This is a genomic window from Campylobacter novaezeelandiae (assembly GCF_004323845.1).
Taxonomy (GTDB): Bacteria; Campylobacterota; Campylobacteria; order Campylobacterales; family Campylobacteraceae; genus Campylobacter_D; species Campylobacter_D novaezeelandiae.
Genome location: NZ_QPGR01000017.1, coordinates 1 through 21,984, shown reverse-complemented (window position 1 = coordinate 21,984; position 21,984 = coordinate 1). Strand labels below are relative to the sequence as shown.

General features: G+C 26.9%; 24 protein-coding genes. 10 read left to right on the top strand and 14 right to left on the bottom strand.

Annotated elements, in window-relative coordinates; all coding sequences use genetic code 11:
- The first annotated feature begins 51 nt into the window (after nucleotides 1–51).
- On the top strand, nucleotides 52–666 hold the full coding sequence (rdgB, locus tag DU473_RS07405; protein ID WP_131186899.1) for an RdgB/HAM1 family non-canonical purine NTP pyrophosphatase: 615 nt from the start codon (nucleotides 52–54) through the stop codon (nucleotides 664–666).
- On the opposite strand, the gene DU473_RS07400 is transcribed toward rdgB, so the two are convergent.
- Genes DU473_RS07400 through mqnE form a run of 6 tightly spaced genes read right to left on the bottom strand, consistent with a single transcriptional unit; the run spans nucleotide 660 to nucleotide 7,219 of the window.
- Complete coding sequence (locus DU473_RS07400; RefSeq protein ID WP_131186898.1) at nucleotides 660–3,077, bottom strand: efflux RND transporter permease subunit; 2,418 nt, start codon at nucleotides 3,075–3,077, stop codon at nucleotides 660–662. The two genes, rdgB and DU473_RS07400, sit on opposite strands and share 7 nt — an antisense overlap.
- Nucleotides 3,078–3,647: an MlaC/ttg2D family ABC transporter substrate-binding protein gene (locus DU473_RS07395; RefSeq protein WP_131186897.1), complete on the bottom strand. Its 570-nt coding sequence runs from the start codon at nucleotides 3,645–3,647 to the stop codon at nucleotides 3,078–3,080.
- 8 nt (nucleotides 3,648–3,655) lie between these two features.
- Nucleotides 3,656–4,354 carry an MlaA family lipoprotein gene (locus tag DU473_RS07390; protein WP_131186896.1) on the bottom strand — a complete coding sequence of 233 codons (699 nt, stop codon included), beginning with the start codon at nucleotides 4,352–4,354 and terminating at the stop codon, nucleotides 3,656–3,658.
- A 22-nt stretch (nucleotides 4,355–4,376) separates the two neighbouring features.
- Nucleotides 4,377–4,820, bottom strand: coding sequence for a phosphoribosyltransferase (locus tag DU473_RS07385; RefSeq protein ID WP_131186895.1), 444 nt, complete (start codon nucleotides 4,818–4,820; stop codon nucleotides 4,377–4,379).
- Nucleotides 4,817–6,145, bottom strand: a complete 1,329-nt coding sequence (locus tag DU473_RS07380; RefSeq protein WP_131186894.1) for an NCS2 family permease — start codon at nucleotides 6,143–6,145, stop codon at nucleotides 4,817–4,819. Before DU473_RS07380 ends, DU473_RS07385 begins: the two co-directional genes overlap by 4 nt.
- A 9-nt stretch (nucleotides 6,146–6,154) precedes the next feature.
- The gene (mqnE, locus tag DU473_RS07375) at nucleotides 6,155–7,219 is read right to left on the bottom strand and encodes an aminofutalosine synthase MqnE (protein ID WP_131186893.1); all 1,065 of its coding nucleotides are present in this window, start codon (nucleotides 7,217–7,219) and stop codon (nucleotides 6,155–6,157) included.
- Between the two features lie 205 nt (nucleotides 7,220–7,424).
- On the opposite strand from mqnE, the gene glmS reads away from it, so the two are divergent.
- Nucleotides 7,425–9,221, top strand: coding sequence for a glutamine--fructose-6-phosphate transaminase (isomerizing) (glmS, locus tag DU473_RS07370; RefSeq protein ID WP_131186892.1), 1,797 nt, complete (start codon nucleotides 7,425–7,427; stop codon nucleotides 9,219–9,221).
- A gap of 115 nt (nucleotides 9,222–9,336) precedes the next feature.
- Entirely contained in the window at nucleotides 9,337–10,725 is a 1,389-nt protein-coding gene (gene fumC / locus DU473_RS07365) for a class II fumarate hydratase (RefSeq protein WP_131186891.1), read from the top strand.
- An 18-nt stretch (nucleotides 10,726–10,743) separates the two neighbouring features.
- Here the strand turns inward: fumC and DU473_RS07360 are convergent, their stop codons facing one another.
- Nucleotides 10,744–11,355, bottom strand: a complete 612-nt coding sequence (locus tag DU473_RS07360) for a putative metalloprotease CJM1_0395 family protein (protein WP_131186890.1) — start codon at nucleotides 11,353–11,355, stop codon at nucleotides 10,744–10,746.
- A 100-nt stretch (nucleotides 11,356–11,455) separates the two neighbouring features.
- Here DU473_RS07360 and DU473_RS07355 point away from each other — a divergent pair, with 100 nt between their 5' ends.
- Nucleotides 11,456–11,818: an HIT family protein gene (locus DU473_RS07355; RefSeq protein ID WP_131186889.1), complete on the top strand. Its 363-nt coding sequence runs from the start codon at nucleotides 11,456–11,458 to the stop codon at nucleotides 11,816–11,818.
- A gap of 64 nt (nucleotides 11,819–11,882) precedes the next feature.
- Nucleotides 11,883–12,455: a YceI family protein gene (locus DU473_RS07350; RefSeq protein WP_131186888.1), complete on the top strand. Its 573-nt coding sequence runs from the start codon at nucleotides 11,883–11,885 to the stop codon at nucleotides 12,453–12,455.
- 3 nt (nucleotides 12,456–12,458) lie between these two features.
- On the opposite strand, the gene DU473_RS07345 is transcribed toward DU473_RS07350, so the two are convergent.
- On the bottom strand, nucleotides 12,459–13,406 hold the full coding sequence (locus tag DU473_RS07345; RefSeq protein ID WP_131186887.1) for a hypothetical protein: 948 nt from the start codon (nucleotides 13,404–13,406) through the stop codon (nucleotides 12,459–12,461).
- Nucleotides 13,407–13,709: 303 nt separating this feature from the next.
- Between DU473_RS07345 and DU473_RS07340 the strand changes: the two genes are divergently transcribed.
- Nucleotides 13,710–14,300, top strand: coding sequence for an IMPACT family protein (locus DU473_RS07340; protein ID WP_131186886.1), 591 nt, complete (start codon nucleotides 13,710–13,712; stop codon nucleotides 14,298–14,300).
- Here the strand turns inward: DU473_RS07340 and DU473_RS07335 are convergent.
- The 6 genes from DU473_RS07335 to DU473_RS07310 form a co-directional block, all read right to left on the bottom strand.
- Nucleotides 14,297–14,638, bottom strand: a complete 342-nt coding sequence (locus DU473_RS07335; RefSeq protein WP_131186885.1) for a hypothetical protein — start codon at nucleotides 14,636–14,638, stop codon at nucleotides 14,297–14,299. The two genes, DU473_RS07340 and DU473_RS07335, sit on opposite strands and share 4 nt — an antisense overlap.
- Before the next feature lie 45 nt (nucleotides 14,639–14,683).
- Entirely contained in the window at nucleotides 14,684–15,016 is a 333-nt protein-coding gene (locus DU473_RS07330; protein WP_131186884.1) for a hypothetical protein, read from the bottom strand.
- Entirely contained in the window at nucleotides 15,009–16,586 is a 1,578-nt protein-coding gene (locus DU473_RS07325) for an ABC-F family ATP-binding cassette domain-containing protein (protein WP_131186883.1), read from the bottom strand. The genes DU473_RS07330 and DU473_RS07325 overlap by 8 nt, the downstream gene beginning before the upstream one ends.
- Before the next feature lie 113 nt (nucleotides 16,587–16,699).
- Entirely contained in the window at nucleotides 16,700–17,071 is a 372-nt protein-coding gene (locus DU473_RS07320) for a hypothetical protein (RefSeq protein ID WP_187347528.1), read from the bottom strand.
- Between the two features lie 43 nt (nucleotides 17,072–17,114).
- Nucleotides 17,115–17,651, bottom strand: coding sequence for a toxin-antitoxin system YwqK family antitoxin (locus DU473_RS07315; protein WP_262868254.1), 537 nt, complete (start codon nucleotides 17,649–17,651; stop codon nucleotides 17,115–17,117).
- Between the two features lie 100 nt (nucleotides 17,652–17,751).
- Entirely contained in the window at nucleotides 17,752–17,979 is a 228-nt protein-coding gene (locus DU473_RS07310; RefSeq protein ID WP_131186881.1) for a superinfection immunity protein, read from the bottom strand.
- A 169-nt stretch (nucleotides 17,980–18,148) separates the two neighbouring features.
- On the opposite strand from DU473_RS07310, the gene DU473_RS07305 reads away from it, so the two are divergent.
- The 4 genes from DU473_RS07305 to DU473_RS07290 all read left to right on the top strand — a co-directional run.
- Complete coding sequence (locus DU473_RS07305; protein WP_131165857.1) at nucleotides 18,149–18,358, top strand: transcriptional regulator; 210 nt, start codon at nucleotides 18,149–18,151, stop codon at nucleotides 18,356–18,358.
- 41 nt (nucleotides 18,359–18,399) lie between these two features.
- Nucleotides 18,400–19,599, top strand: a complete 1,200-nt coding sequence (locus DU473_RS07300; RefSeq protein WP_131186880.1) for a glycosyltransferase family protein — start codon at nucleotides 18,400–18,402, stop codon at nucleotides 19,597–19,599.
- Complete coding sequence (locus tag DU473_RS07295; RefSeq protein ID WP_131186879.1) at nucleotides 19,583–20,326, top strand: pilus assembly FimT family protein; 744 nt, start codon at nucleotides 19,583–19,585, stop codon at nucleotides 20,324–20,326. Before DU473_RS07300 ends, DU473_RS07295 begins: the two co-directional genes overlap by 17 nt.
- 325 nt (nucleotides 20,327–20,651) lie before the next feature.
- A partial coding sequence (locus tag DU473_RS07290; protein ID WP_187347527.1) for a PDC sensor domain-containing protein occupies nucleotides 20,652–21,984 on the top strand: 1,333 nt, incomplete at its 3' end.

The window sequence follows — 21,984 nt, the reverse complement described above, 5'->3', positions numbered from 1 at the left end:
TAATAAGATTAAAATTCTAAATAATAAAATAAAATTTATCTGAGGTATTTTATGTTTAAAAATAAAATTATACTTGCGACAAATAATGCTCATAAGGTTTATGAGTGTAAAAATATTTTGACAAATTATGAAGTTTACGCATTTAGCGATATTATACAAGCTTTTGATATAGAAGAAAATGGTGCCTCTTTTAAAGAAAATGCCCTAATAAAATCAAGAGCAGTTTTTAATGCTTTGGATAAAGATAAGCAGAATGATTTTATTGTTTTAAGTGATGATAGTGGAATTTGTGTTGAGGCCTTAGATGGAAAACCTGGTATTTATTCTGCAAGATTTTCAAAATCGCAAACTGATAAGGATAACCGTAAAAAACTTATAGACGAGCTTCAAAAAAAAGGTATTTTTGAAAGTAAAGCTTTTTATACAGCAGCTATTGGAATAAGTTCTAAATTTGGAGATTTTAGTTCGCATGGATGGATGCATGGAAAAGTGATTTGCGAAGAAAGAGGGGAAAATGGTTTTGGTTATGATTCTTTGTTTATCCCTGATGGTTTTACAAAAACCTTAGCTCAGCTTGAAGATCATGATAAAAATCTTATTTCGCATAGATTTAAAGCCTTAAATTTAGCACAAATTTTGATTAAAGTGCTAAGCAAGGCTTATTGATTTTTCTTAAAAGTAATTAAAAGACTAGGAAGTAAAAATAAACTTCCTAGTAAAAGTAGTATCATTACAAATATAGTTAAGGCTCCAAAATAAATTGTTGGTATAAAATTACTACTCATCATTACACTAAATCCTAAGATGATACTTATACTTGTATAATAAAGTGCTGATCCTATTGAATTGTGTGTATTTAAAATAGCTTCTTTTATATTTTTATTTTTAATGGTTTGTTTAAAACGATAGATATAATGAATAGCATCATCAACTCCTATACCCATAGAAATAGCAGCTATAGTTATACTCATCATATCTAAAGGTATATTTAAAATTCCCATAAGAGCAAAAACAACACTAATTGGGATAATATTTACAACAAGGGCGATAATAGAAAATTTTAAATCTTTAAATATTAAAATAAAAAGAATAAATATTACTAAAATAACAAATATCAAAGTGTTAAATTGCGATGAAAAGAGACTTTGAAGCATATTATTATAAAGCACCATAACTCCGGCAATTTGCACTGAAACATCATCATTTTTTAAGAGATCGTTTAATTCTTTATTTAATTCTTTTAAAAATTCATTACGGCGTAAATTCGGATCAGAATCTACAATGCGCATAGTAAATCTTAATTCGTTTTTGTCTATATTTACAAAAGGAGAAAGCAAATCTTTTTTAAAATCATTAGGTAAATTTTCATTTAAAAAGGCCAGAGCAAAATCATCTAAATCTTTACCATCATTGATATTTTTTCCCAAAGTTAAAAGACTATTTAAGCTTAAAACAGAACCTATATATGGTTTATTTTCTAGATATTGATGTATTTTTTTTACTATGCGAATTTTTTTTGCATTAAACCAGTATGTTTTTTCATTGCTTAAAGCTTCAAATTCATTTTCAAAACTATCTAAATTATCATTATTTTGAAATTTAGAATTATCTTTAAATTTTATAATTATATCCAAGGGTAAGGTTCCGCCTAATTTTGTGTCAATTAGTAATAATCCTTTTTTTATCTCGCTTCCATCTTTAAAATAATTAACAAAAGAATTTTCAACCCTTAAAAAAGAAATTCCAGCTAGTGCAAAAATACTTGCTAAAAAAGTTAAGGTATAAATTAATTTTCTATGATTTAAACTTGACTTTGCACAAAAATTTAAAAAATTGAATTTAAATTCCTTTTTACTATAATTTTTTGGCTTTAAAAGAACTAAAATACTTCCTAAGAAAAGATAACTAAGTACTAAGCTTAAGCTTATGCCAATACTCATCATAATCCCTAGTTTTATAATAGGCTCTATATTTGAAAAAACTAAGCTTAAAAATCCTATCATTGTAGTCAAAATAGCATAAAAACTCGGCTTTGCTTTGGCTAAAAGGGTTGCAAGAATGACATTTTGTATTTTAGCGTGTGGAAATTTATTAGAGCATTCTATAAAATGCGTAATTAAATGAATTACCACGCTAAGAGTTATGATAAGAATTAGTGCCACATAATTAGAAGAGATGACAGTAATTTTAAAACCAAGCAAAGCAAAAACTCCACTTGCAGAACTCAGGCTAATAAAACAAATAAAAAGAGGCAAAAATACAAAGCGTAAAGATCTAAAAAAATAATACAAGGCTAAACTAAGTAACAATATAAGAGCAAAGCCATAAATTAAAAGATCATCTTTTATATAAGAAATCATATCTTCAGCTATTAAACTTATACCGCTAATATAAAGCTCATCTCCATTTTTTTGATAATTTTGCATAATATGCTTGATTTGATCTAAGCTTTTTTTTGTAATGATTTTTTGTGAGTTTTGATGTTCTTGGATTTGATTTTGGTATTTTTCTTTTTGTAATTGATTTGCTTTATATTTTTGATCTAAAAGTTGATTTAATTTTAAATCAGGATTTAAATAAATGATTAAAGCTGTAGTTGTTCCGTCTTTAGAAATGATATTATTTTTATAAAAAGGGCTATTTAGAATTTCATTTTTAGCTTTGCTTAAATTGATATCTTTAAAAGTAATATTTGGGATATTTTTAATAAGTTCTTTTAAATCTGCTTGATCATTGCTTTGGAGAAGAGGTGCATTTATAATACTTAAAACACGTTCAACATTATAAGAATTTTCTAAATCTTTATGTATTTTTTTTAATTTTTCTAAACTTTGTTTTGAAAAAGGATCAAGATCTTTTGGTTTAAAAGCTATGATTAAAAAATCATCACTCTTATAATCTTTAGATATTTCTCTAAAGATTTTTAAATCTTTGTCATCTTCTAAAAGAAGACTATCAGCACTTGCATCAATTTGCAGTTTTAAAGAAAAAAAACTTAAAATGATGCAAAAAGCTAAAGTACCAATTAAGGTAATTTTAGGATAAGCAATAATTTTTTTTAGAAAATAAATTAGCATTTAGTCTATGTTGATATCTTTAATCTTTTTCATTAGAGCGTTAAAGTCATTATTTTCCAAAATATCACTAAATTGAGAGCGATAAGTTTGGATAATGCTTATACCCAAGACATCTACATCATAAATAAGCCAATCATTGTTTTGATTATAAAATTTAAATATCACGTTTTTTTCTTCCCCGTCAATTATCATTGAGCTTGTTAAAAAATAACGATTTTTATTTTTTTCTTCACCATATTTTACTTTTAATACTTGATCTTTATAAAGATTTAGTTTATCGGTGAAACTTTTTTTAAGATTTTCTTCAAAGGCTTGTGTAAATTTTTCTTGTTCCTCTTTACTTAAGTTATTATAATATTTTGAAAGAGAAAGTTTTGCCATAAGTTTATAATCAATTATATGATCAAAAAGTTTAAAAATTTCCTTTGCAGCTTCTTTTTTATCCCCTTTTGTATTTTGCAGGATCTTAAGACTTTGATCAATATTTTTTTGCATTAAACTTTCAATTTCATCTAGTTTTAAAGCAAATACATTTAAGACAAGAGCTAAAATTAAAAATATTTTTTTCATTTTTTTCCTTATTTACTAATTTCTATACGTCTTTGCTCATAAGCATCACGTAAAAATGGATAAAGATTTGGGGTATTGTGATAAATTTCATCAATTTCATCAATTCTGAAAGAAATTTCATTGCCATAAGCATAAGCACTTATTGCAAAACTCGCCCAATCAGGATTGATATAAGCACTAGGATATAAAAACCAATCAACAGGTAAGCTTAAAGAATCTCTTAAATTACTAGGTCCAAGTATCGGTAAAACAAGGTGAAACCCACTGCCTATACCCCAATGAGCTAAAGTGCTTCCAAAATCTGCAGGATATTTTTTTAAATGTAAGGCATCAGCAGCATTCATTATCCCGCCAAATCCTAAAATAGTATTAGCTATAAAACGTTTGCTTTCTTCTCCAGCATGTTCAAATTTAAATTGTAAAGTATTATTTATAAATCTTAAAGGAAAAGCTAGATTATCAAAAAAATTTTTAACACCTATTCTAAAAGCTTTTGGGGTGATTTTTGTATAAGCCATAAGAGTAGGTCTTAAGGCATAATCATATAAAAAAACATTAAAGCGTGTCATAACTTTGTTGTAACCTGATAAAGGATCATTTACTTTGTATTGTGAAAATTCATCTTCAAAGTCGTTGATCTCATTGGCAAGCGTAAAATTGGCAATTAAAAAGAAAAATAAAATAATAGCTTTTAGTTTCAAATATATCCTTAAAAATTTTTAGAGCTTATTAATCAATAAGAATATCCCAATAAAAATTTACCCACTCTGTTGCTTCTTTGGTTTTAAATTCAGGGATTAAAAGAGCATTTTTTTTGTAAAAAATTGTAGCTACTTTTAGATCAATATGGGTAAATTTTTCTTCTAATACTCTTTTAATTTCTTTGATACTCTCTCCGCTATCTACGATATCATCGACTAAAAGAATTTTTTTATAAGCATTAAGATCAGGGATATTAAAGATTTTAATAGTATCTAATTTTTGTGTGTCATTATAATGTATAGAATTAAGACAAAAAAGATTGCGTGTATTTAGAGCTACTGCTAAAGAATGTCCAAGAGTCATTCCTCCTCTTGCTATGGCAACTATAGCATCTGGATTAAAATTATCTTTAATCTCTCTTGCTAAAGTTTTAACATCATCTTCAAATTCATCATAAGAGTAAAAAATCATATTTTTCCTTCTAAAGCAATTAATAAAAAGTTTCCTAAAGAAATAAGAGATAATATTATGATACCCATATTAAGTTTATCCCATTCTTTTTTAAATATACGCACAAGTAAATAAGAGATAAAACCAAAAGCAAAGCCTGTTGTTATAGAATAAGTAAAAGGCATCATAATTATAGTAAAAAATGAAGCAACAGCTATAGCATCATCTTTAAAATTAATATTTCTTACTTCCATAAACATCAAGATTCCGACCATTATTAATACTGGATTAATGGAATTAGCAGGTATAGCCTTAAATAAAGGAAGTAAAAACAATGTTAAAATAAAACAAAATGCAACAACTAAAGCTGTAAGCCCAGTTCTTCCACCGCTTTCAACCCCTGTGGTACTTTCAACAAAGGCAGTAACAGTTGAAGTTCCTACTATGGATCCGATTGTAGAACCTACGGCATCACTTGCTAAAGTCATTCCTAATTTTTTTTCTCCTTCTTTAGGGTCATCAAAAATTTTTCCTCTTTCTCCAACTCCTGTAATAGTGCCCAAACTATCAAAGAGTTGAGTAATTAAAAAGGTTAGAATAACTGGAATCATAAAAATATTTAAAGCACTTAAAATATCTAGTTTGGCAAAAATACTACCTAAGCCATTTTCTTGGCTAAAATTTGGAAAAGAAAAAAAATGCTCAGGAAATGAAGCATTGTTGATATTAAATACCCAAGCAATAATGGAGCTAAGTAAAATTCCTATAATAAAAGCTCCTTTTATTTTTATAACCCATAAAAATAAAATTAAAATAAGTGTAAAAATTCCAAAAAGAACATTAGGATCGCTAAAATCTCCAATGCGCACAAAAACATTATCATCTTTAGCAATTATCCCCATTTGTCCAAGCCCTAAAAATGTTACAAAACATCCAAGTCCTGCACACATTGCCAAACGTAAATCTTTAGGAATATTACGTATAATCCAAATTCTAAAATTTGTAAAAGATAAAAGCAAAAAGATAAAGCCTGAGATAAAAACAGCACCTAGTGCACTTTGCCAAGATATATTTTGAGCTAGACAAACACTAAAAGTAAAATAAGTATTCATACCCATTCCAACACTCATAGCTACAGGCGTATTGGCAAAAAAAGCATTAAAAGCACTTGCTATTATGGTAACTAAAGCAGTGGCAATAATTAATCCCTCTAAATGCATGCCAGAATTACTCATTATATGAGAATTTACAGGTATGATATAAATCATGGTTAAAAAGGTTGTAATACCAGCAATAATTTCTGTTTTAACATTGGTATTATTTTGTTTGAGTTTGAAAAAATCCATTTTTAAACCTTAATAAGTTTTAAGTTCGTTATATAAACTATCGCGTTCTACTGGAATTAGATTTGAAGTTTTTATCATATCGATAAAGGTTTTTAAATTAACCCCATTAGCACTTTTTGCTCCTCCGGCACTTTGTATACTTTCTTTTTCTATAGTTCCATCAAGATCGTTAGCTCCAAATTCTTGAGCTACCATAGCAAGATTAAGTCCCATAGTAGCCCAATAGGCTTTAATATTTTTAATGTTATCTAAAACAATTCTTGAAATAGAAATTGTTTTTAAAATTTCCTCACTATCCATAATTTTATCTGCTTGAATGAAACTATTGTTTCTTTGCCATACCAAAGGAATAAAAGCATTAAAACCATTTGTTTCATCTTGCAAAGCTCTAAGTCTTAGCATATGATCAATACGATGTTTTCTTTCTTCTATATGTCCAAAAAGCATTGTAGCATTGCTTTGCTTACCTTTTTGATGCCAAAGTTTATGGATTTTAAGCCAGTTTTCGCTACTCACTTTTCCTTTGCAAATTTTATTGCGTATTTTTTCATCAAAAATTTCAGCTCCGCCTCCTGGCATACTATCAACACCATATTCTAGCATTTTATTGATTACTTCTTCATAACTCATGTTAAAGCGTCTGTGTAAAAAGTCAATTTCTGCTGCTGTCATAGCTTTAATATGGATTTTTGGATATTTTTCCTTTATCATTTTAAAAATTTCTAAATACCATTGCCAAGTTGTATCTTTATTGTGTGCTGAAACAATATGAATTTCTTTAGTTCCTCTTGCAACAGTTTCATCTACAATCTTTATGATTTCTTCATGGGTCATTATATAAGGATTGGGATTTTTTCGATGTGCCGAGAATGCACAAAATTTACAAGTATCAGCACAAATATTAGTCGGATTAATATGACGATTTGCATTAAAATATACTTTTTTGCCGTGAAGCTCAAAACGTTTTTTTTGAGCATATTTGGCTAAAACAAAAAGATCTAAATCCCAAAGTTGATTTGCCTCTTCTTCATTTAGCCTTGATTGATTTTCTAGCTTTGTAATTAGATTTTTCATAATAAATTTATAATTCCGTTGTTTTTATAATTTTAGCATTATAAATTTAGCTTACTGAAAAAGAGTTTATAAAATTTTATTTAAAAATAAATTTCTTGTTTTAAGTAAAAATAATTAAGATTATTTATAGTGTTTTAAACTGAATAGAATTTATTTAAAAAAAGAAGTTAAAATTAAAAATAAATTATTTATAAAGTAGGTAAAAATGTGTGGTATTGTAGGTTATATAGGCAATAAAGAAAAAAAACAAATTATTTTAGATGGATTAAAAGAGCTTGAATATAGAGGTTATGATAGCGCTGGTTTAGCTGTTATGAAAGGATTGGAGCTTGATTTTTTTAAAGCTGTTGGTAAGCTTGAAAATTTAACAAACAAATGTGCTAGTTTCGAAAGTGAAGGTTATGGTTTTGCTATAGGGCATACAAGATGGGCAACACATGGTAAAGCAACTGAGATAAATGCTCATCCACATTTAGGAGAATACTCTTGTGTAATTCATAATGGAATCATAGAAAATTATAAAGAAATTAAAGATAAACTAGAGAAAAATGGAATTTCATTTTTAAGTCAAACAGATACCGAAGTGATTGTTAAGCTTTTTGAATTTTATGCTAAAGATTTAAATGCTTTTGAAGCTTTTAAACATACTGTAAAAGAGCTTAAGGGAGCTTTTGCTATTTTACTTCTTAGCAAAAAGGATCAAAATAAAGTTTTTTTTGCTAAAAATGCTGCTCCGTTGATTATAGGAAGAAATTCACAAAATGAACTCTTTTTTGCATCAGCAGATTCTCCTTTGGTCGGTCTTAGTGAAGAAGTTATTTATCTTGAAGATTTAAGTTTTGGTTATGCCAATAAAGATGAGCTTGTTATTTATGAAAATGATGAATTAAAAAATAAATCTTTTTCTAAATTATTAAGCGATAAATCTTACGCAAAAAAAGATGGTTTTAGATTTTTTATGGAAAAAGAAATTTATGAGCAAAGCAGAGTATTAAGTGAAGTTTTAATGGGTAGGGTTAATGGAGATGAGGTTATTTTTGATGAGCTTGAAAATGAAGACTTAAGTGATATAAATGAAATTACCTTATGTGCTTGTGGAACTAGTTATCATGCAGCACTTGCTAGTGCTTATTTGTTTGAAAGGATTGCAAAAATTAAAGCCAAAGTAGAAATTGCAAGTGAATTTAGATATAGGGAAGCTATTATTTCTAAAAATTCTTTATTTATTGTGATTTCTCAAAGTGGCGAAACAGCAGATACTTTAGAAGCTTTGAAAATTGCCAAAGAAAAAGGTGCTAGAACTTTTGCTGTTTGCAATGTAGATAATTCTAGTATCGTGCGTTTGGCGCATTTAAGTCTTTTAACGCGTGCTGGAATTGAAAAGGGAGTAGCTTCAACGAAAGCATTTGCAACGCAAGTTTTAACGCTTTGGATGTTAGCTATTTTTATGGCTCAAAAGAAAAATCAAAATTTAAATGATGAAATTAAAGCCTTGCTTCATATACCAAATTGTGTTGTTGTAACACAAAAATTACACGATAAAATTCATAGAATTTCTAAAAGGTATTTAGATGGGCATGGCTTTTTTTATATAGGTAGAGATGTATTTTATCCATTAGCTTTAGAGGGTGCTTTAAAATTAAAAGAACTTTCTTATTTACATGCAGAAGGATACCCAGCTGGTGAAATGAAGCATGGGCCTATAGCATTAGCTGATTCTAAGCTTTATACTATTGCTTTAATGCCAAAAAATATGCTTTATGAAAAAACAAAATCAAATGTAGAAGAGCTTATCGCTAGAGATTCTACTTTGCTTAGTATTTCTCCTTTGGAATTTGATTTAAGCGATGATTTTATTAGAACAACAGAGCAAGAACACTATATGTGTGAATTTTTTGAAATGATGCTTATCACTCAACTTTTGGCAATGGAAATATCAATAAGGCTTGGTAATGATGTTGATATGCCGCGTAATCTTGCAAAAAGTGTAACGGTTGAATAAATGTGTAATTTTATCTCAATTGAAAGTATTTTTTATCTAAGGTCATTATTTTAAAGTTTAATTTATATTAGTTTTAATTAATATAAATTAATTTTTTAATTAAAAGGAATTTATTATGCAGTATAGAGTAGAACGTGATACTATGGGAGAAATTCAAGTTTTAGATGATAAATATTGGGGGGCTCAAACTCAAAGAAGTTTTGAAAATTTCAAGATAGGCAATGAAAAAATGCCAAAGGTTTTAATTTATGCTTTTGCCAACCTTAAAAAAGCTTTAGCTATAGTAAATAATGATCTAGCTAAACTTGATAATGAAAAAAAAGACGCTATTATAAAAGCTTGTGATGAAATTATAGAGGGAAAATTTGATGATAATTTTCCGCTTGCTATTTGGCAAACAGGCTCTGGAACTCAAACAAATATGAATTTAAATGAAGTAATAGCAAATCGCGCTACTGAAATTCTAGGCGGAGATTTTCGTAAAGAAAAATTAATACATCCAAATGATCATGTAAATATGTCTCAAAGTTCAAATGATACTTTTCCGACTGTTATGCATATTGTTTGCGTTGAACAAATTGAAAATAAACTCATTCCTTCATTGGATAATTTAATTGCTGTTTTTGAGCAAAAAGTAAAAGAATTTAAAGGAATTATTAAAATTGGACGCACCCATTTACAAGATGCTACCCCTCTAACTTTATCTCAGGAATTTAGCGGTTATTTATCTATGCTAATACATACACGTAAACAAATATTGCTTTCTTTAGAGAATTTAAGAGAGCTTGCTATAGGAGGAACAGCTGTTGGTACAGGTCTTAATGCTTATCCAGAACTTTCTCAAAGAGTAAGTGAAGAATTAACTAAAATCATTGGAATAAAATTTGTTTCTAATCCAAATAAATTTCATGCTTTAACAAGTCATGATGCTATAGTTTTTGCACATGGAGCTTTAAAAGCTTTAGCAGCGAATTTAATGAAGATTGCAAATGATATTCGTTTTTTAGCTTCTGGTCCAAGATGTGGTTTTGGCGAGCTTATTTTGCCTGAGAATGAGCCTGGAAGTTCTATAATGCCTGGTAAGGTAAATCCAACCCAATGTGAAGCTTTAACTATGGTTGCTGTTCAAATTATGGGAAATGATGTCACTATAGGTTTTGCAGCATCGCAAGGAAATTTTGAACTTAATGTTTTTAAGCCCGTAATTATTTATAATTTTTTACAAAGTCTTGATTTATTAAGTGATGCTATGAATTCTTTCAATATACATTGCGTAGAAGGCATTAAACCTGATAAAGAAAAAATAGCATATCATTTAAATAATTCTTTAATGTTAGTAACAGCCTTAAGTCCACATATTGGCTATGAAAATGCCGCTAAAGTCGCAAAAAACGCTTATAAAAAAGGGATATCTTTAAAACAAAGTGCTATGGAACTTGGATTGATTAGTGAGAAAGATTTTGATCGTTTGATAAATCCTAGTGATATGGTAAATGAAATCTAAGCTTATAAAGCTTAGATTTTAAGAAGCTATATTAAAATTTAAACTTAAATCTAAAGAATTATTTTTATAAATATTGCTAACAAAATTTTTAAAATCTTTATTATTTTCAGTTTTATTTGTGTTTTCGTTTTGTTCTTTATCTTTTTTATCTTGAATATTTTTTTCGGCTTTAAGCTTTACTGCTTCAGATCTTGCTTCCATTTCAAGTTTAAGAGCATTTGCTGCAACTTTATAATCTTGAGGACTAGGATTAGCAGGTGCTATAGCTGCTGAAGCAATTTGTCTTGCATTGGCTATGGTTTCATCTGGAGTATTGCCCTTTTGCATACGTATAGGAACTTCTCCAGATACTGCATACATTTGATTGTCAGGACCTTTAACATAGCTATAGCTTGCTCCACCTGCTAAAGATCCTCCAGCGGCCTGATGTGCTGCTTCATGAGCTTTTACTTCCCTATCTGTACTTTGTAATTCTCTTAATTGTTGTATTTGTTTAGCATCAAGTTCTAAGCCATTGACAACTTGTTTTTGTGTATCGTCTTCATTTTTATCTTTATTATTTAAAGCTTTATTGGAGGAGTTTTGTTGAGCAAGATTTAAAGAATAATTTGTATTAAAATTAATATTCATTTTAAACTCCTTTACTTTAAAAATTTATATTTTATTTTATCTAAATTTTTATAAAAATAAAAATTTTGTAGAATTTGATAAACAGTTTTAAGGAGTTTAAATGATTTATGAAAATGAGTTAATTTATATAGAAAAAGAAAATTCTCAAATTCCTTGGATTAAAATTTTCACTAAAGAACCTTATAAAGAATTTAGCGATTGTCCTAGTTTTTTACAAGAAGAATTATTTAAAAAAATTTTAGCATGTGAAAAAGCTATGATTCAATTTTATAGACCTGATAAAATAAATATAGCATCTTTTGCAAATTATGTTCCAAGGGTGCATTTTCATATAATGGCAAGATTTAAAGAAGATGCTTTTTTTCCTGAGTGCATGTGGGGCAAGCAACAAAGAGATAAAAAAGATTTGAATTTAGCTGATTTTAATGATTTTGTTAAATTTTTAATAAAATCTTTTGATTAATGCTTAGTTAATTTTTGCTAAATAAAATATTTTTGTTTTTTTAATAAAATATTTAGGAGAAATAATGAAAAAAATTTTTTTAAGCTCGATTTTAGCTTTTTCTTTGTTGGGAAGTGCAGCTTTTGCTAAAGAATTTACGCTAGATAAATCACATACAAATGTCGGTTTTAAAATTAAACATTTGCAAATTAGCAATGTTAACGGAAGTTTTAAAGACTATAATGCTATGATTGATTTTGATCCAAAAACTTTTGAATTTAAAAAATTAGAAGCAACAATTAAAGTATCTTCTGTCAATACAGAAAATCAAACAAGAGATAACCATTTATTGCAAGATGATTTTTTTAAAGCAAAAAAATATCCAGATATGACTTTTGTGATGAAAAAATATGAGAAAATAAGTAATGAAAAAGGAAAAATGACAGGAGTTTTAACTATAGCTGGTGTGTCTAAAGAAGTGGTATTGGATACTGAGATTGGTGGAGTAATTAAAGCAAAAGATGGTAAAGAAAAAGTAGGGTTTGCTTTAAATGGTTTAATTAAACGATCTGATTTTAAATTTGCTTCTAGCACTTCAACGATAACTTTAAGTGATGATATAAAATTGATTATTGAGGCTGAAGTACTTGAAAAATAATTTCTAAGGGAGTTTTTCCCTTAGAAATTTTAAACTTTCTTTAATATTATTTTGATTATTTTTTAAAAATATTTTAAATTCTGGTTTGAATTTTTCATTTTCAAGACATATTTCTGTATTTTTCAATAAAGACTCTATATAAGAGAGATGAGTTAAAGCTGTATTTTCGTCTTTAAATATAAAAACAAAATCATTCTCCACTATAAAAATTTTAGCTTTTAAATATTTTAAAGTTTTAGCGATTTGTTTTAAAATAAGTTTTTTATAGCTTTCTTTTGTAAATTTGAATTCTGTAAAATGAAGTAATGCTATGCTAAATTCTTTTTTTCCTTTTATAAAATACATAAGTTTTTTTTCATTTGGAAATTTAGTTAAAGGATCAAAAAAGATATTTTTATAAGTTTGATGAAGAAGATAAATGCAAAAAACTATACTTGAGAGCTCAAAATACGATACTTTTAAAGTGCTATTAAATAAAAATTGTATGTAAGTTCCTATAAATGCAATTATATAGAAAAATTCCTTTTTTTTAAAACATATAAAACTTAGAAATATAAGTTCAAAAATAAAAAATATTAAACTTAACTCACTTATAGGATTAAAAAAGCTAAAAAGATGAAAATTAAGCATTGAAGCATTAAATTCTGTATTTTTAATCAATACAAGCCCTAGAATTGATATTAAAAGAAAAAATACTACTATGCTAATATTTTTTTTATCAAAAATAAGATCATTTTGTTTTTTTAAAGAGAGTATAAAAAATATAAAAGGTAAAAATAATGAAGTAAAAAGATGAACTTGAAAAGTGCTAGCATAAAAATAAAATAATTTAAAAAATATAAAAGCAAAATTGATGAAAAATATTTTTGTATTTTTAAAATAAAAGGATAAAAACAAAGCTAAAATTTCAAAAATTAAACTTGAAAAACTTAAAAATTCTAAAAAAAACATAGATTTACCTTATAATTCTTAAATTTAGAATAAATGTTTATTTAAAAGCTAAAATTAATTATTAGTTTTTATAGATTAACTTCAATCAATTAATTTTAATTGATTTAGAAATAATTAATATTTAAGTCAAATTTTCTTAAATATTTCAAGCTAAATTTTGATTATAGCTAAATTTTGATATTTTAAAAAGATTTTTTATGATTTGATCATTTTTGAATCATGATTTTTGTATAAATTTTGATTAAATCTAATAATATTTCAACAAGAAATTAAAAAATATTATCTAGTTTTAAAAAGGTTCAAATGAAAACTATTGTTCAAGTTTATCAAAATAAAATAGAAGTAAAAAAATCTACTTTTTGGGCATTTTTATGCCCTTTTGAAGAGTTTAAAAATTTACTTGAAAAACTTAAAAAAGATCACCCAAAAGCAGTTCATTTTGTTTATGCTTATAGAATTTTGAACGAATTTAATCAAATTATAGAAGATAAAAATGATGATAAAGAACCAAAAGGCACTTCTGCAATGCCTGCTTTAAATGTTTTAAGGGGAAATGAACTTATTAATACGGCTGTTATTATTGTTCGTTATTTTGGAGGAATTAAGCTTGGCACGGGTGGACTTGCAAGAGCTTATAGTGAAGCAGTTAGCAAAGTAATTGAAAATGCTATTTTAAAACCTTATGAAATTCAAAAGACGGTTAAGATTTCTATCAATTTAAAAGTTTTTAGTCGTTTTGAATATTTTTTTAAAAAATTTTCCATATCTTCTAAAAAAGAATTTAAAGATGATATGGTATTAATAACACTTTATTTAAATGAGATTCAAGAACAAGAATTTGAAATTTTTTTAAAAAATTTTTCTTTTAAAGATTTCAAATTCTTATCAGTTTAAATCATTCCTAAAAGTTCATTTAAAACTTTATTTTGTGCATTTTGTTCATTTTGATTTGAAGATTGTGATTGCATTTGTAAACTTTCATTTTGTCTAAAACGATAAGAATACAAATTTGAATTTAAAGCATAAGAACTTATAGTAGAGTCTTTTTCTGGCGTGATTTTATTTTGAGTTTCTAAAGAAGTTTGTTGCTTTTGATCACTTTCATTTGAAAGCATATCCATAAAGCTTTGATCATTGGAAAAAAAGTCTTCAACTTCTTTATTTACCTGTTTATAAACCCCGCTTGAAACATCATATTCATAAGAACTTATGATTTTAAAATTTGTTTGCATTATTTCTCCTTTTAAAAACGAAATTATGCAAGCAAAAAATGTTCCTTAATCTCCGCACGGAGCAATAAATTCAGGATCTAATTCATGATTTTTGATAAATTCTTCTTTAGCTTTTTTACAATTTTGATCTCTTAATTTTCTATATTCATTGCGAATTTGAAGTTCTTTCTCACTTAGAGCTCTATCTTCTAAAAAACTAATATGAAAGTAAGTATCATCTGCCTTAGAATATTTTTTATAAAAATCTACATAATCAAAATAATCTTTTCCATTATCAAATTCAACTATCTCTTCTATATAAATAGTTGGTCCAAAGCCTTTATGATTTTGTGTAAAATGTCCAAAACCAGCACTGTATTGAATTCTAAATTTAGCCATTTTTTTCTCCTAAAAATTCTTCATAACTTCCGCGAAAATCCAAAAGTTCTCCATCTTTTAATTCCCAAATACGATTTGCAAATGAGCTTATTAACTCTCTATCATGACTGATGCAAAGTGCTACCCCTTTAAAATTATACAAAGCTTCCCCTAAAGCTATAATGCTTTCAAGATCTAAATGGTTATCTGGCTCATCTAAGATTAAAAAATTCGGTTTTTCTAGCATAAGTCGCGAGAGCATTAAGCGATGTTTTTCGCCCCCACTTAAATTAGCTGCCATTTTTTCTTGTTCACTTCCGCTAAAGAGCATTCTACCTAAGCATTTGCGAATTTCATCTAAATCTTTAAATTTTTCACTCATAAGCCATTCATAAAGTTTTAAATTTTCATTTATAATATTGCTTGTATCTTGTGGAAAATATCCAAGTTCCATTGTAGCACCCAAATGTACATTGCCATTATCTGGGTTTATTTCATTCATAATAATTTTAGCAAGAGTGGATTTACCCACACCATTAGCACCGATTAATGCTATTTTGTCATTTTTTTCTATTTTTAAATTTAAATTTGAAAAAAGTTTTTTATCGTAGGTTTTAGAAATTTCTTTAAATTCTAATATTTCATTGCCTATTTCTCTATTAGTTCTAAAGACTATACTAGGATCGCGTCTTGTTGAGATTTTAATTTCTTCAAATTCCAATTTTTCCAAAGCTTTAGCTCTACTTGTGGCTTGTTTTGCTTTTGAAGCATTGGCACTAAAGCGACGAATGAAGTTTTCTAATTCTTCTTTTTCTTTTAAGGCTTTATCTCTTTTAAGTTCTGCTTGTTTAGCAAGTAGGGTAGAAGCCATATACCAATCATCATAATTTCCTGCAAAATCTCTAATTTGTTTAAAATCTACATCTAAAATTCGTGTGCAAATTTTATTTAAAAAATGTCTATCGTGAGAAATCACAACTAAAGTTCCCTCATGTCTTAAAAGTTCATTTTCAAGCCAAGAAATGGCCTCTAAATCAAGGTTGTTTGTGGGCTCATCTAAAAATAATACATCAGCGCCTAAAAATAATACTTGGGCAAGTAAAACCTTAAATTTATCCGCACTTTTTAAAGTGCTCATTAAAGCATCAAAATCTTTTATTTTTAAAGAACTTAAGATTTTTTCACAACGCACTTCACAATCATAGTTTGGATCCTCTTCAGCGCATATCATTTCAAGCTCGCTTAAGCGTTCATTGATTTCATCTGTAAATTCTTCGCTCATATAAAGCTTTTCTTTTTCTTTTAAGGCCTCATATAATCTTTTATTTGCACACATTACTGCATCTTTGATAGTGTAATTTTCAAAGGCAAATTGATCCTGTCTTAAAACAGCGATTCTTAATCCCTCATCAAAAACTACTTCTCCGCTACTAGCTTCTATTTCATTTGAAAGAATTTTTAAAAAGGTTGATTTTCCTGCACCATTTGCACCAATTAGTCCATATCTTTGCCCTCGAACAAGCTTTAAATTTACATTTTCAAATAAAAGTTGATTGGCAAAACGCATAGTAAGATTTTTTACTTCAACCATAATTTTCCTTAAATTTTTTACTTATAAAAATTTTTAAGAAATTGTAGCAAAAAAGACTTGAAGTTAATTAAATAAAGAAAATATTAGTAAACCATGAAATTCCATGGTTTACTTTAAAAATATTCATTAAAATCTCCATTAAGATAAGTTATATCTATAATTTCTACCTGATTTAAATTAGAAACTTTATAAGCAATACTCCAAAGACCCTTTTTTTCTTGAAAAGTGGCATTTATCATAGCCATGCAAGAATCTAAAATAATAGAAAAGTTTGAAATGGAATCAATTTTAACTATATCGCTATAAATTGTTTCTCCATATATTTCTTTTAACTTTTTCTCAAATTCTTCATAATCAACCTCTGGTACAAATAATTCATGCAGATTTTTAGAAATTTCTTTAGGAATTTGCTTTTTAAGTTTTGAAATGACAGCTATATTGTTGCATTTATCTAATGAGTTGGCCTGAAGCAAGACAAACCCCATTAAGAAAAATAAAATTGCTTTTTTAAGCATGTTTGGAATTTTTCTAATTTTTAGGTTTTTGCATTAAAACACCATTTTTAAATTCTTCTTCTTTTACAATCTCTCCATTTCGATAATATCTAAAAATTCCATCTTTTTTACCATTTTTAAAGTTTCCCTCAAATATTAGAGCACCATCTCGATCATGCTCTTTTTGTTCGCCATTAAGTTCACCATTATCATTATAATTTTCTTCTTTAGCTATTTGTCCATTAGCATAGTATTCTTTATAAATACCACTTAAACCATCTTTTTTTGATTTTGTAATGATATAATTTCCGCTTTGATAAACTTGACCATTGTCAAAATAAGTTTTAAATTCTCCAATAGGTTTATTATTTGAGAAGCTATATTCTTCTTGAAGATTGCCATTTGGATAAAAACTTTTATATACCCCTTCTTTTTTACCATCTTTATAATTTGTTTCAGATGCTATTTGTCCATTATCATAGAATTCTCTTTTAACTCCATGAACTCTTGATTCTTTATTATAAGGTGTTTCACTTCTTAAATTCCCATTTGGATAGTTTGTTGATTGCACTTTTACCACTCCACTTAGTTGTCCAGGAAAATCACTTCCACAACCGCTTAATAATCTGCAATTATGCTACAAACACTTAAAAATTTTGTCATTTTTACTCCTATTTCTCATTTTTTTCTTTAATAATAATAGTTTGCTTAAAACTTCCCGTAAAAGACCATATTAAACAAACAAACCAAACAATGACGGTCCAACCAAAAAATAAATTTAGTAAAGAAATTATCAGCCAATTAGAATGCTTTCTGCTCAAACCAATAATAGCAAGCAACATGTATAATACAAACAATAATATTGTTGCAAAAATAGACCAGTCACTTGCATCATTCATTAATCCTCCTTAATTTTAAAAATAAAGGGCATATTTTTCCTGAGAAAAGCTTAAATAAAAACACTCGAAATATTCATCTTTTTAATCAAAAAACAAAGAATATTTCAAGTGTTTTTAATAAAGAAAATTTTCTATAAAATCACTCAATTTTAAATACCAAGAAAAAGTTTTGCCTAAAAAAACCAAACGTGATATGGCGTATGAATTAGATATTGATGTTAGCACTTTGTATAATTGGAGAAAATATAAGCCTAATTTATATCGTATCGTAATGCTTGGTTTTAAATTTGATGAGTTTTTAGAGCAAAGCAAGAAAAACTATGAAGAGCTTTTAAAGATAGAGCAAAAGATAAATGAAGAGCTTTTAAAATACAAATGATTTAAGAAATTTATTAAGTTTATTTAAGCTAGAATTAGCTTATGAAAGAAAACAAGTATTTTAAATATTTTATTTTATTATTAGGTTTAGATTTATTAGCCCTTTTTTATGGGATTTCAACTTTAAGCATTAGCGCTGATGAAGCTAAAATTTATTTTGATAGTAAAGGCTTGCTTTATTATATAAGCCATTTTGGAACTTTTATTTTTGGACAAAATGATTTTGGCTTGCGTATGCCTTTTGTAATCATTCATATTTTAAGTTGTATTTTATTGTATTTGCTTGCTAAAAAGTATAATAAAACAGAAAAAGATGTTTTTTTCTCTTTGTTTCTTTTTATTTTATTGCCTGGGAGTGTAGCTAGTGCTTTGCTTGTAAACGAAGCTTCATATGTAATCTTTTTATCTTTAGCTATACTTTGTGCTTATGAATATGAGAAAAAAATTGTATTTTTTTTGCTTTTGCTTTTTGCTTTTTTTGTGGATAAGTCTTTTATTGTTTTGTTTTTGACTTTTTTCTTTTTTGGAATTTATAAGCGCGATATTTTTCTTTTTTCTTTTTCATTTTTTCTTTTTTTATCTTGTGTATTTTTTTATGGCTTTGATGTAGGAGGTAAACCCAAAGGTTATTTTTTGGATACTCTTGGAATTTTTTCTCTTTGTTTTTCACCTTTGATATTTGTTTATTTTTTTTATGTGATTTATAGATTGGCTTTTAAAAAAAATAAAAATCTGCTTTGGTTTTTAATCAGCACAACTTTTATTTTTTGTTCTTTGCTCTCTTTAAGGCAAAAATTATCCTTAGAAGATTTTTTACCTTTTTGTGTGATTTGCACCCCTTTACTCATAAAAGCCTTAATGCAATCTTATCGCGTAAGATTGCCAGAATTTAGAAGTAAATATAAGATTCTTATTAGACTTAGTGTTTTATTTTTAGTTATATTTTATTTGCTTATTTTGGGCAATCATATTTTATATTTTTTTATAAAAGATCCAAAATTACATTTTGCTTATAATTATCATATTGCAAAAGAGTTAAGCATAAAACTTAAAAAAGAAGGTATCAATGAGGTTCATGTAACTTCTCCTGCTTTGCAAAAAAGATTACGTTTTTATGGTATTAAAAATAGTTCTAAATTGTATTTAAAAGATGGATTAAAAAATAAGAATTTAAAAATCATTGCTATAAAACTTGGAAAACATAAAATCAATTATCAACTAAGTTATGAAAAAAGCTTTTAGTTTATTAGAACTTGTTTTAGTTGTATTTATTATAGGGATTATTTTTGGTTTGGTAAGTTTTTATAAGCCAAAAGATAGATTATTAGAAGGGGCTATACAAATTCTTAATGATATTATTTATACAAGAAATTTGGCTATACTTCAAGGAAGTTTTAGAATAGGGGAGTTAAATATCGCAAAAAGAGAGTGGTATAAAAATAAATGGCAACTTTATTTTATAAAATCTTTCTCTGCAACAAATAATGAACAAACTTACACGATTTTTTTAGATAAAAATGGAGATGGGAATGCTAATTTAGGCAAAACCGAAATTAATCTTGATAGAGAAATTGCCGTAGACATTTTAAATCCTACAAAACTTATGAATTCAGGACAAAGTGGAGTTATTTCTAAATTTGATAAAAAGGCAAGTAAAAGATTTAATATAGAAGAACAATTTGGTATTTCTTCTGTGGAATTTAAGGGAGCTTGCAGCGGAAGCACAAGAGTAGTTTTTGATGAATTAGGCAGACTATATTCTCCGCTTAAAAATGCAAAAAACGTCTACGATAAGACTCTAGCTAAGAAAAATGAATCTTGTATTATAAGATTAAGATCAAAAATCAATAAGCAAGTTTGTATAGTTATTGATCCTTTAAGTGGTTATGCTTATATCCCAAAATTTAAAAATCTTAATGAGCAATATGTTTTATTTAAAAACTCTTTAAAACTTTGTTCCAAAATTTAATAAATTAATTAAATAAATTTATTTTAAAAAAGACTTATGAAATTTTAATTATTATTTTTTTAATTTTTAAGAATTTTTAAATATATATATTATTTATTTTTTTTTTTTTTTTTGAGTATAATAAGGGTTTTTTTGTATTTGGTTTAGTGTTTTTAAGATTCGCCCATATGGCTATGAAATTTGAAAGGAGTTATTTAATTTAATAATTTTTATCTTGATTTTTGGATTTAGTTGAATTTAGTTTTTAAAATGATTTATGAGTTAAGTTGAGTCTATAAAATTTTTAAATTTTTTAAGATTATGATTTATTTATAAAGGAGTTTTTATGTTCTTTAGATCTTTAAATATCGGGTTAAAACTTGTTTTGTCGGTTGCTATAGCAATCATTATAGGTATGATAATTTTAGTAAGCATTGTTTCTGTTGAAGTTGCTTCTAATATGGAAAAAGAAGCCAAAGACTCAATTTTCTTAACTTCAAAAAGATATGTAAATTATATGGAAGGCATTTTAAACGAATCGGTGGTATTAACAAAAGGTATTGCCACTTCTTTAAATGCAATGTTTGAGCAAAATGATCAGGTTAATGTAGATGTTATTGAAAGTCTTATAAAAAATACTTTTGATAGTAGTGGTTATGCAGCTTATACTTTTCTTTACTTAGAAGATCCTTCAGTATTAAGTAAAACTCATACATTAGATAGTCATTTTACAAGTGATAATGGTAATACTTTTGCAATGATCTTTTTTGATGAAACTACAGGAAAAGCTGGTGGAATAAAGACCATTAAAACTCCAAATAGTTTTTCTAACTTAGCAATTATAAAAACAATAAAACAAAAAGCTAGATATGGAGATAAAGATACTTTATTTGTAGGACCTCCAACAAAATTAAATTATAATGGAACCGAGTTTTTGGGTATAAATTTTGGTATGCCTATTTTTAGTAAAAGTGGTAAATTTGTAGGTGTTGTAGGATATACTTTAGATTTCTTAGAGGTTTCTCAAACTATACTTGATCCAAAATTAGATTTTTACGAAGGTGATTTAAGATTTTTAATGACAGATAGCGGAGTTATTGTTATACATAAAAATAAAAATGCTATATTGAAAACATTACCTGATATCAATAAAGATCCTTCTGTAAACTTAGTAGTAGAGGCTGTAAAAGCACATAAAGATACAATATTGGATAATTATATTGCTTCAACAGGAGATCTTAGTTATGCTAGTGTAACAACTTTTACCACAATGGGTGATTCAAGTCGTTGGAGTATGGTTGTCACAGCACCTAAAAAGTCTGTTTTAGCGCCTTTATATAAACTACAATTTCATTTAATTGGTGTTACTATACTTATATTAATAGCAATTTTAGTTGTTGTTTATTTTTGTGTAAGAAAAATAGTAGGAGCTAGAATTCCAATTATTTTAAAATCTTTAGAAAACTTTTTCCGCTTTTTAAACCATGAAAAAATTGAAGTAAAACCTATTGCAATTAGTTCTAATGATGAGCTTGGAAAAATGGGAGAAATGATCAATGAAAACATACTCCAAACTAAACAAGGTTTAGAACAAGATAATCAAGCAGTAAAAGAAAGCGTAGGAACAGTTCAAGTAGTAGAAAAAGGAGATTTAACTGCAAGAATTACTGCAAATCCTA